General features: G+C 62.1%; 8 protein-coding genes and 1 pseudogene. 1 reads left to right on the top strand and 8 read right to left on the bottom strand.

All coding sequences use genetic code 11. The features are described from left to right. Window positions 1-118 precede the first annotated feature (118 nt). From PCJ49_RS15195 to PCJ49_RS15160, 8 genes and pseudogenes are all read right to left on the bottom strand, one after another. Window positions 119-648, bottom strand: a pseudogene (locus tag PCJ49_RS15195) (transposase); the annotation flags it as partial. A 201-nt stretch (window positions 649-849) separates the two neighbouring features. Further along, window positions 850-2,337 carry a PepSY-associated TM helix domain-containing protein gene (locus PCJ49_RS15190; RefSeq protein ID WP_269911658.1) on the bottom strand — a complete coding sequence of 496 codons (1,488 nt, stop codon included), beginning with the start codon at window positions 2,335-2,337 and terminating at the stop codon, window positions 850-852. Beyond that, a complete protein-coding gene (locus tag PCJ49_RS15185) occupies window positions 2,334-2,531 on the bottom strand; it encodes a hypothetical protein (protein ID WP_269911657.1) in 198 nt (65 codons plus the stop codon). The genes PCJ49_RS15190 and PCJ49_RS15185 overlap by 4 nt, the downstream gene beginning before the upstream one ends. Next, entirely contained in the window at window positions 2,531-2,704 is a 174-nt protein-coding gene (locus PCJ49_RS15180; protein ID WP_269911656.1) for a hypothetical protein, read from the bottom strand. Before PCJ49_RS15180 ends, PCJ49_RS15185 begins: the two co-directional genes overlap by 1 nt. A 3-nt stretch (window positions 2,705-2,707) precedes the next feature. Next, a complete protein-coding gene (locus tag PCJ49_RS15175; protein ID WP_269911655.1) occupies window positions 2,708-5,101 on the bottom strand; it encodes a TonB-dependent receptor in 2,394 nt (797 codons plus the stop codon). Window positions 5,102-5,161: 60 nt separating this feature from the next. Beyond that, entirely contained in the window at window positions 5,162-6,145 is a 984-nt protein-coding gene (locus PCJ49_RS15170; RefSeq protein WP_269911654.1) for a FecR family protein, read from the bottom strand. Window position 6,146: 1 nt separating this feature from the next. Further along, entirely contained in the window at window positions 6,147-6,656 is a 510-nt protein-coding gene (locus PCJ49_RS15165) for a sigma-70 family RNA polymerase sigma factor (protein WP_269911653.1), read from the bottom strand. Between the two features lie 222 nt (window positions 6,657-6,878). Then, window positions 6,879-7,199 (bottom strand): 2Fe-2S iron-sulfur cluster-binding protein, encoded by a 321-nt coding sequence (locus tag PCJ49_RS15160; protein WP_269911652.1) that lies wholly within the window; start codon window positions 7,197-7,199, stop codon window positions 6,879-6,881. Window positions 7,200-7,465: 266 nt separating this feature from the next. Between PCJ49_RS15160 and PCJ49_RS15155 the strand changes: the two genes are divergently transcribed. Continuing rightward, window positions 7,466-9,676, top strand: a complete 2,211-nt coding sequence (locus tag PCJ49_RS15155; RefSeq protein ID WP_269911651.1) for a TonB-dependent receptor — start codon at window positions 7,466-7,468, stop codon at window positions 9,674-9,676. Window positions 9,677-9,679 lie beyond the last annotated feature (3 nt).

The following is a 9,679-nucleotide window of genomic DNA, read 5'->3' as shown; positions in this document are numbered from 1 at the left end:
ACGATCCCCACACCATCGATGAAATCCCGATGCAATACGCTCTCAGCCGCATCGCAAACCGCAGAAACGCTGCCGCCAAACGCCTGAAAAACAAAAAAAACGCGGGGAACGGCTGACGCTTACGGTAAATCCGCAGCAGCTTCTTATGGTTCACCGCCATCCCCTCCCGGGCCAGCAGACATCCCAGACGCCGGTAGCCAAACCGCCGCCGCTCCGATGCCAGTTCCCGCAGCCTTTGCCGCAAGGCACCGTCATCAGGGCGCCGCGACCGGTAGCGGATCGTCCGCCGATGCACTTTCAGAACAGAATAGGCCCGCCGCTCGCTGACACCGAACGTCGCCCGCAGATAGGCAACCGTCTGGCGTTGAACGACGGGCCTTACCACTTTTTTCCCGCCACCTCGCGTAGCATGGCGTTGTCCAGCATCGCCTCGGCCAGCAGCTTCTTCAGCCAGCTGTTCTCTTCCTCCAAGCCCTTCAGGCGCTTGGCCTCAGACACCTCCAGCCCGCCATATTTCGATTTCCAGGCGTAAAATGTCGCCTCCGAAATCCCATGACGGCGGCAAATCTCCGCCGTCTTATGCCCAGCCTCCTGCTCCCGCAGGATCCCGATGATCTGTTCTTCGCTGAAACGGCTCTTCTTCCTCAAATAGCCCTCCTTCGATCGGAGGACTCTACTTTATGCCGGAGATATTTCCAGGGAGCAGGTCATCACGTATCAACATATATTGCGTAAGTCTTTAGTCCCTGGTGATGATTTAACTAATTGAGCCAGACGGCCTATGAACTGCACGATATACAGATCCTGCAGCAGCTTCTTGTCCGACTGGCCGGATTTATCCGGTCAGATTTATCCGGTTTGGTGTTGGACACCCTTTGTCTCCTTTGTCCCCGTCGGTCGGCCAGGATCACGGTCGGCAGCTGCCGGGGAAGGGCGCCAGGGCTGCAGCAGCCAGAAAGCCATGCCCAGCAGGCTGGCATCGGTGAGCAGAACGGGGGTCCAGGCGGCCCCTGTCCAGGGCAACAGCCAATGCCGCCCGGCAATCAGCAGCATATAGGCTGCCGCCAGACCCCAGGACAAGGCGGGATGGCGCAGCCATCCCGCCCACCTTGTGAGATTGAGCGTGACAAGGATCAGGGTGGCACAGGCCATCAGCAGCCAGGGTGTGCAGCCGGCAACCAGATTGCCGGCCAGCAGCAGCAGGGGCAGAACCCCATAAAGCTGGTTGTTGGCCCGATAAAGGCGACGGGACACGCTGTCCGCCCCGTCACCGGCCTGGCGCAGCCACAGCAATTTCATGCCACTGTCGATCGACCACAGACATAACAGGCTGAGCAGGATATAGGCTACCAGCACCGCTGTACTGCCGAAGCGGGCATAGTGGATGGGACGCAGCGCGCTTTCCAGCGCCCCCCAGATGCCACCGGAGGGGGCCGTCTGAATCAGCCGGACGGAACCGGCGGTCAGATCGCAGAGGGCGCGCGCACTGCCCCCGCCTTCGCCCCACCATTGCAGGCTGCGCAGGCGCAGAAGCCTGATCTCCACCCGGTCACCGCTCCGGTTGATTGCGGCAAAGCGTGTGTCCGGTGCGGCGGCCAAGGCGTCGCTGACGCAGCGATCCAACCTTGTCAGTTCCAGTGACCGGGTGCCGGTCGGTCTCTCCGGCACCTCCACGGCCACGCCCAAAGCCTGCGTGACCGGTGGTATGGCGATCTTTAACCCGAGAATGGCCCCTGTCAGGGCCATCAGCAGCAGGAACGGCGTCAACCAGAGCCCAACACGCTTGTGGCTTTCGCTGAGGTCCAGCAACGGTGAACTGCGTCGCCAGCGCCAGGCATCGCGAATCTGCTTGCCATGGATGAACAGGCCGGTGCCCACCAGAATGGTGATCAGCGCCCCCGCCAGTCCCATGGCCAGCCGTCCCCAGGGTTTGGGTAGTAGCAGGTCCGTATGGATGCGACGGAACAACCCATCGGCTGCCAGGTTGTTCCACGGTTCCCGCAGCCCGGTAGCCGGATTGACCATCAGGACCTGTGGCGCCCCGCCGGGGGGAACGGGCCCGGCATAAACATGGAAAGGCCGGAGCGGCGTCGGGGCCAATAAATTCCAGCTCTCCCCCAAACTGCCGCCTTGCAGGATGAAGTCCAGCACCACCGACGGTGAAGCTGCGGGATTGTCGAATGCCGCCGCGACATCCGCCCGCAACCAGGGGCGTGCCAGATCAGCATAGACCGACAGGATGCCGGTCCAGATCGACCAGGAAATCAGCAACAGGAATACCAGGCTGATGGCCCCATGCATGGCCAGCAGCCGCTTGGCGATTTCCTTGCGGGTCATCGATCCTTTTCCTTCGCTATTTGCCACAAGGCGGCGAACAGCAGCACGATCCAGCCCAGATTGCCGGCGATCAGCACGGCAAAGCCCAGCGCATCCCCCCGCAGCCCCGCCGTACGCCCCAGCAGGGCGGCAAGTGCGATACAGACGGGCAGGCCCAGCACCAGGGCCAGCAAGGTGACGATCAGCGTGCGCATCAGCGCCGGTTCCCGCGATAAAGCCAACTGAGCAGCGTGCCGCCGATGCCCAGCAGGAAGAGCGCCATGATGATGCCGGGACCGGGGCCCAGCCGGGCAATGGCAACACCACCGGCCGCCAGTTCGAACAGGGCCAGCAGGCACCAAGCCCGCGCCTGATCACGCGCCGTCATGGTTCAGAACTCCGCCGCCAGACCAACGAAGACGGTGCGCGGTGCCCCCACCGCGATACGGTAGGTGCCACCGGACGCCGTGTAATAGCGCTCATCCCACAGATTCTTCACCCCGCCGGTCAGGCGAACCTGTCGACCCGTGCCCAGCGGCAGATAATACCAGGCCGTTGCGTCGGCCACGAGATAGTCACCGATCGAGAAGCTGTGCTGGATATCGCCATAGCGCTTGGAAACATAGATAGCCCCCAGACCCAGGCCCAGACCGCGCAGGGGGCTGTCCTCGTCCTTGATTTCATAGCTGACATAGGCGTTGGCGTTCCAGCGCGGCACATTGGTCGGCAGCTTGCCGTCGGTGGCGGTATCGCGGCTGACCACCTCCGCATCGGCATGACCGACCCCGGCGCGGACATTCAATCCCCGCATGGGCGAGCCGATGACCGCCATTTCGACCCCGCGCGACGTTTGCCCACCCGACAGGAAGGGAACCCCGTTTGAAACCTCCACCAGATTGCTCTGCTTGATGTCGAAATAGGCGGCGGTCAGCAGCAGCCGGTTGCCGAACAGGGCTTTCTTGGCGCCAGCTTCATACATCCGGCCTTCCTGGGCGGGGAAAACCTGGGTGCTGTTCTCATAGAAATTCTGCGGCTGGAACGTGTCGGAATAATTGGCATAGAGCGTCCAGCTTTCCTCCGGCTTATAGGCCAGCGCCCCGGACTTGGTAAATTTGTAGCTGGTGGGATAGGAGAATGCCGTACGGCCCCCGCTGCCGACGATCACCTGATTGGCAAAGTTACCCTTATAGGCTTCCCGCCGGGCGCCAAGGGTCAGGGTCAAGGGCTCAGCCAGTTGGATATCGGCCTGGACATAAGGCCCCCAATCCTCCTGCTTCACCGACCGCTGCGTCCGCTGCGTCCGCTGCACCGGACTGGCCCCATCATTCACCAGTTTTTCCGATTGCGGATTGAAGGCGGTGCCGAAACTCTGGTTGGCGCCGACATAATTGATCCAGCTTTCTGTCTGCCGACGATATTCCACACCAGCCACCAGCTTGTAGGGTAGGCCCAACTCCCCCTGACCGCGCATCTGCAGGCGACCGAACCGGGTTTCCAGGTCGCGGTCGTCATTGCCCTCCACCCGTCGCACCAGAGTGCCATTGCTGGCGATGGAGCGGACCTCGGTATGCACTTCGTCCGTCTTTTCCGTGTTGGACAACAGTTTCGCTTCCATCTGCCAATCCGGGGCCACTGGTATGGCCAGATCGGCCGATGCGAGATCGTAGCTTGAATCGCGTCGGGCAAAGGGAGCGTCAAGACGCTGCGAGCGGGGGAGGGAAGGCACCTCGCGCAGGCTGCCGCTGACAGGCAGGGTGATAGAGCCGCGGTCCATCGGCCGGTCGTCATCGCCATGCTCATAGGTCAGATTGGCGGTGGCGCCGCTGTCGCCGAACCAACTGAGGCTGCCATTGGCAAAGCTGCGCTTGGTCTTGCTGTCATTGCGGAATGTGTGGCCATTTTCGTAACTTCCGGTCAGCCGATAGGCGAAGCGGTCCCCGGCAAAGCCGCCGGTGATATCGGCATAGGCCTGGCGCTCCCCCTGATTGCCGGTATTCAGTTCAATCCGGCGGTATTCCTGCAGCTGCGGCTTCTTGGTGATGATGTTGACCAACCCGCCCGGCGTCATCTGGCCGATGTCGGACGTAGGGCCTTTCAGGATTTCCACGCTGGCGACGGTGCTGGGATCGACGATGCTGTTGGTCTTCAGCCGCACGCCATCACGGTAGACATCATCGCGGCGACGGAAACCACGAATAATGTAATCTTCCCGCGTGCCGCCATAGCCGTCATTGTTCACCACATTGGCGGAATAGCGGTAGATCTCGCTCAACTCCCTTATATGCTGGTCGCGCAGCACCTGCTCCGGGATGGCATCGACCGAGCGGGGGGTGTCCAGGATGTCCTTTTCAATGCGGCTGCCGGCCTGTGGCGTGCGGCTGACATAACGCGATTCCGGCGTGCCGATGACGACGATTTCCGTATCGGTTTCCGGGATCGAGCTGGCGACATTCCCACGGGCGGCAATGATGAAGCCGCCGGTCCCGTCTATTCTGGCCTGTCGGTCACTGCCGGCCAGCAACCGGTCCAGTGCGTCCGCCACGCTGTACCGACCGCGCAGCCCCTCGGTGCGGAGATTGCGCACCAGGGCGGGATCGACCGTCACCATCACGCCAGCCTGCCGCCCCAGGCGGGCGATGGCCGCCCCCAGGGAGCTGGCGGGAATATCGAATTCCGTCATCGGCGCGGCGGCCACCCCTTCGGCCCCGGCAACGGGTGACACGGTACCGGCCAAGGCGATCATGGCAACGGCTCCGCGCAGGGAGGCCTTACGAAAACTGAACATCGGCATCGTCCTTGAAACTAACCCTCTCAGTAAGGGGGACGGACGAACCGGAAAAACGGCTCAGTTTTTTTGTGCAGCATTCCCTGGTCGAACAGCGACATGGCCATCGGTATCGCGGTCGACATGCAGACGGGCCGTGCGGGCCAGCCCCTGCAGCGCCTGATCTGTGTCGGTCAATGGGAAGCTGCCCGTCACCCGCAGGCCCCGCAGGGCAGACGGATCGAAACCGATGGGCTGATCCCGATAACGGTTCAACTCGATCAGTACATCGGTCACCTCCTGGTCATCCACCTCCAGCCACCCCTGTGTCCAGAGGGTGGCGCGGGCAGTATCCACGCGCTTTGGGGCCGTTACCATCCGGGCAGACAGATGCACGCTTTCCCCGGGACCGATATCGCGGCATGGCAGCACATGGGCCGGCGGTGCGGACGCACAGACCCGGACATGAGATTCCACCACCATGACCAGCGTGCCCCCCGCCTCACGCCGCACAATAAAGGCCGTGCCCAGGGCGGTTGCTGTCCCTTCTGGGGTTTCGACGATGAAGGGCCGGTTGCGGCCGGGGGCAACCTCTGCCAGGATTTGTCCCTGCTGCAATTGAACCAGCCGGCGCTCCGGCCCCAGTTTCACATCCAGCGCACCATCCGTATCCAGCGTCAGGCGACTGCCATCGGCCAGATCGACCACGCGCTGTTCGCCGGGGGCAGTGCGGTAATCGGCAAACAGGCTGTGTAGCGGCAGCACCTGCCATGCCGCCCAGATGCCGGCAACCAGCAGGGGAAGGGCGGCGGCACCAGCCAAGAGGGGGCGGCGGGATCGCCGATGCAACAGCCGGTGCAATGCCGCCTTTTCAAATGGTGCTGCCGCCATCCGGTCGTTGAAACCCAGCATCCGGTCCAGAAGGGCCTGATGCTGCGGATCCGCCGCACACCAGGCCCGACAGGCGGCCATCTCGCTTTCCGTCACATCACCGGCATCAATCATGGCGGCCCATTGGGCCGCCTGATGGATCAGGTCTGCCGATGGGGCGCCCGCCCCCGGCATGTTACGCCCCCTCCATGATCGACAGGCAACTTGCATAGGACAAGGCAATATGTCGCTTGACCGTGGCCAGTGATACGCCCAGCGCTGTCGCCACCTCCTGCTGGCTCAATCCCTCCACCCGGCGGAGCAGAAAGGCCGTGCGGGCCTGTTCCGGCAGGGTATCCAGCAGGCGGGCCACCATATCCAGGAACTGTGCTGCTTCTGCGATACGCTCCGGCGTCAGCAGGTCGGCCTCCCCGTTCTGCAGGGCACAGATATCGGCAATGGCCCGCTCGATCTCCCGCCGACGGATATCGTCGATCAGCAGACGGCGGGCCACCGTGGCCAGATAGCCGCGCGGGCTGGCCAGTGGCGGCAGGCGGGGCTGTTCCAGCAATCGGCAGAAAGTATCCTGTGTCAGATCGGCGGCCCGGTTGGCACAGCGTGTGCGCAGCCGCAGCCAGTCCTGCAGCCAATGGGCATGGGTGGTATAGAGTTTGCCGATCACCGCCGCCGCCGCACCCTCCACCACTCCTCATCCCCATATCTACCCGAATCTGCTGCCCTTCTGCTTAATGGAAATAGAAATTATTCGCAATATCGATGCGGTGAAGCTGGCAGCTTTGCATAGTGCCAGTTCCAAAGGGAAATTGCCGTCAGGATAGCGTTCAATCACTGCTTAAACCCGCCAGCATGGTGAATTTTTCAGGTTAGGAGAGCAGGTCAGAGGCGGCTGACAGGTCATGAAGAAGTGTCAGCCATCATCCGCAATCCGCACCCGGATGCCGGCCAACTTTTCGGTCATCGGGATCTGGCAGGACAGTCTGGATCCGGCACTTCTATCGGGCGACCCCGCCAACAGATCATCCTCATCAGGGCCAAGCTGGGGCAGGGCCCCCTCGACCGCCCCTTCCACATGCACATGGCAGGTCGCGCAGGACAGGCAGCCGCCGCACATGGCGATCAGGTCCTCAAATCCACTGTCATCGCGGACCACCTGCATCAGTGTCTTGCCGATTTCAGCGTCGACCTGTCGCTCCTCGCCTGTCTGGCTGATGACGGTGATGGTGGGCATGGGGCTGGTTCCTCTTCATTTTGATTGGTGGGGAGCGGTGCTGTCGGCACCTCCATGTCGACGTGATTGCCGGTACAGACCGTGCCGGCAAGGGCAGGGTAGGTTTTGTCTAAACCGACCGCAGAACCGTGCCAAAACCTGCGATATTGCGCATTCCAAACCAAGTGCCCACCGATCTAGCATAAGGGCACCTGATGCGGGTGAACCCGCCGGCCAAAAATGACAGCCGCCCACCATTGCGACAGTGGCGGCGTTAGGGAGGTTACATGCGCTTTATCAAGATGAGCGCCAGCGCCATAGCGCTGGTGATGCCGACGGCTGGGCTGGCGCAGACCGCAGCACCTGCGGTCCTGGAAGAAATCATCGTGACGGCCCAGCGCCGTGAACAGACAATCACTGAGGTTCCGTTGGCGATTTCCGCCTTCACGGGCGACGCGCTGACTGAAAAGGGCGTGACCAATTCCGCCGATCTGGCCATGGCCGTGCCGAACCTGCAGGTCAACAGTCCCTATGGCAGCACGCAGCCGAATTTTGCCCTGCGCGGCATCAGCGTGGCCAACGAATATAACTCGAACCAGGCATCGCCCATCGGCGTTTATATCAACGATGTCTATCTGGCCAACCGCACCAGCCATGGCATGGGCCTGTTCGACCTGGAACGGGTGGAGGTGTTGCGCGGTCCGCAGGGTACCCTGTTCGGCCGCAACACCACGGGTGGTGCCATCAACTTCATCACCCGCGGCCCGCGCCTGAACGGCAATGAGGGCTATGCGGAGATCGGATATGGCAATTTCAACACGCTGACGGCCCAAGGTGCGGCAGAGGCCACGCTGGCAGAGGATCATGTCGGCGTGCGTGCCGCCGTGAACTACAAAAAGGGCGACGGCCAGATCAAGAATGTCTATCCCGGTGGCCGCGATCCCAACAGCAGCGACACATTGCAGGGCCGGTTCAGCCTGCGCGTCGTGCCCGGCGATGGGGACGTGGATATCAATCTCAAGGCCTATGCCGGCCGTGACCGGGGCACGCAGGCCGCCGTTCATGGCCTGTTGCCCTATCGGCAGGGTCTGGGTTTCTTCGAGGTGAATGAGGACAGTATCGGCGATAACAAGACGGATGCCTGGGGCACGTCGGCCAACATCGCCTGGAATGTCTCCGACAGCCTCAGCATCACCTCCATCACCTCCTATGATGGTGGCAAACAGAACCTTCAGCAGGCGTCCGACGGGTCACCTCTGGTCATTCTGAACATTAACTGGCAGTCCGATTACAAGCAGTTCAACCAGGAACTGCGTGCGAATTATGGTGGTGACGGCTATACGCTGGTGGCCGGCGGCATCTATGGCCGCGACACGGTGGAAACCGACAATCTGTTCAATATCGGTTCCATGCTGGCGCCAGGTGTCGATGGCGGCTTCTTCCAGCATTACAAACAGGTCCGCAAATCCAAGGCCCTGTTCGGTCAGGTGGATTACGACCTGTCCGATCCCCTGACCCTGACCGTGGGTGCCCGCTATACCTGGGACACATCCCGTTATGAGGATGGTACCGCCTATCTGTTTGCCGGCAAGTTCCGTGGCACGCCCAGCCCGCTGGCCACCACCGTGCCGTGCGCCGGGGCGGCGGGCACCTGCGCCTATAACCCCAATGCCCGCTTCAATCTGGATGGCGATGGCAGCGCGCTGACCGGCCGTGTGGCGCTCAGCTATAAGTTCGAGGACGGCACGCTGCTTTATGCCAGCTATAATCGCGGCTACCGGTCTGGTGCCTTCAATGGTGGCAGCTACACCTCCTCCAAAGGCATCAACTATGTCGATCCGGAGAAGGTGAACGCCTATGAGATCGGTGCCAAGGGCCGCTATCTGGATAACCGGCTGAGCCTGTCCGGCGCCCTGTTCTATTACGATTACCGCAATCAGCAGGTTCAGGATCTGCAGCCCGGCCCCACCAACATCCTGGTCAACGCCCCCAAATCCCGGGTGCTGGGGGCGGAGGCGGAGTTCAACCTGCGGGTCAGCGGCACCTTCTCCGTCAATGGCTCCATGGGCCTGCTGGATACGAAGTACAAGGAACTGACGCTGCAAGGTGCGGATCTCAGCGGCAATGAACTGCCCTTCGCACCGAAGCTCACGGCGCAGTTGGGCTTCGACTGGCAGGTGGCGGAACTGGCCGAGGGAGCCATCACCTTCAGCCCCACCGCCAGCTATTTCAGCCGGCAATGGTTCTCGCCTTTCAACGACGTCAATCCGCTGGCCACGCAGGCGAACCAGGAATTGCAGCAGGGCGGCTACACGATGGTGAATGCTAATCTGGCCTGGGAGCGTGACGGCCTGCGCCTGTCGGTATTCGCCAACAACCTGTTCAACACCAAGGCCTATGGCTACGGGCTGGACCTGCGCGGTGCGGGCTTCCCTTATCCCTTCCTGGTGCCCAAGTCGCCGCGCACCTTTGGTGCCTCCCTGCGTTACAGCTTCTGATCC

This window comes from Niveispirillum sp. BGYR6 (assembly GCF_027568365.1).
In the GTDB taxonomy this organism is placed as follows: Bacteria; Pseudomonadota; Alphaproteobacteria; order Azospirillales; family Azospirillaceae; genus Niveispirillum.
This window is presented reverse-complemented; position numbering and strand designations above follow the sequence as displayed.

Bases quoted from the DNA above. Each gene is read 5' to 3' on its own strand.
- PCJ49_RS15180 (WP_269911656.1), bottom strand. From the start codon at position 2,704: ATGACGGCGCGTGATCAGGCGCGGGCTTGGTGCCTGCTGGCCCTGTTC.
- PCJ49_RS15190 (WP_269911658.1), bottom strand. From the start codon at position 2,337: ATGACCCGCAAGGAAATCGCCAAGCGGCTGCTGGCCATGCATGGGGCC.
- PCJ49_RS15175 (WP_269911655.1), bottom strand. From the start codon at position 5,101: ATGTTCAGTTTTCGTAAGGCCTCCCTGCGCGGAGCCGTTGCCATGATC.
- PCJ49_RS15160 (WP_269911652.1), bottom strand. From the start codon at position 7,199: ATGCCCACCATCACCGTCATCAGCCAGACAGGCGAGGAGCGACAGGTC.
- PCJ49_RS15185 (WP_269911657.1), bottom strand. From the start codon at position 2,531: ATGCGCACGCTGATCGTCACCTTGCTGGCCCTGGTGCTGGGCCTGCCC.
- PCJ49_RS15170 (WP_269911654.1), bottom strand. From the start codon at position 6,145: ATGCCGGGGGCGGGCGCCCCATCGGCAGACCTGATCCATCAGGCGGCC.
- PCJ49_RS15155 (WP_269911651.1), top strand. From the start codon at position 7,466: ATGCGCTTTATCAAGATGAGCGCCAGCGCCATAGCGCTGGTGATGCCG.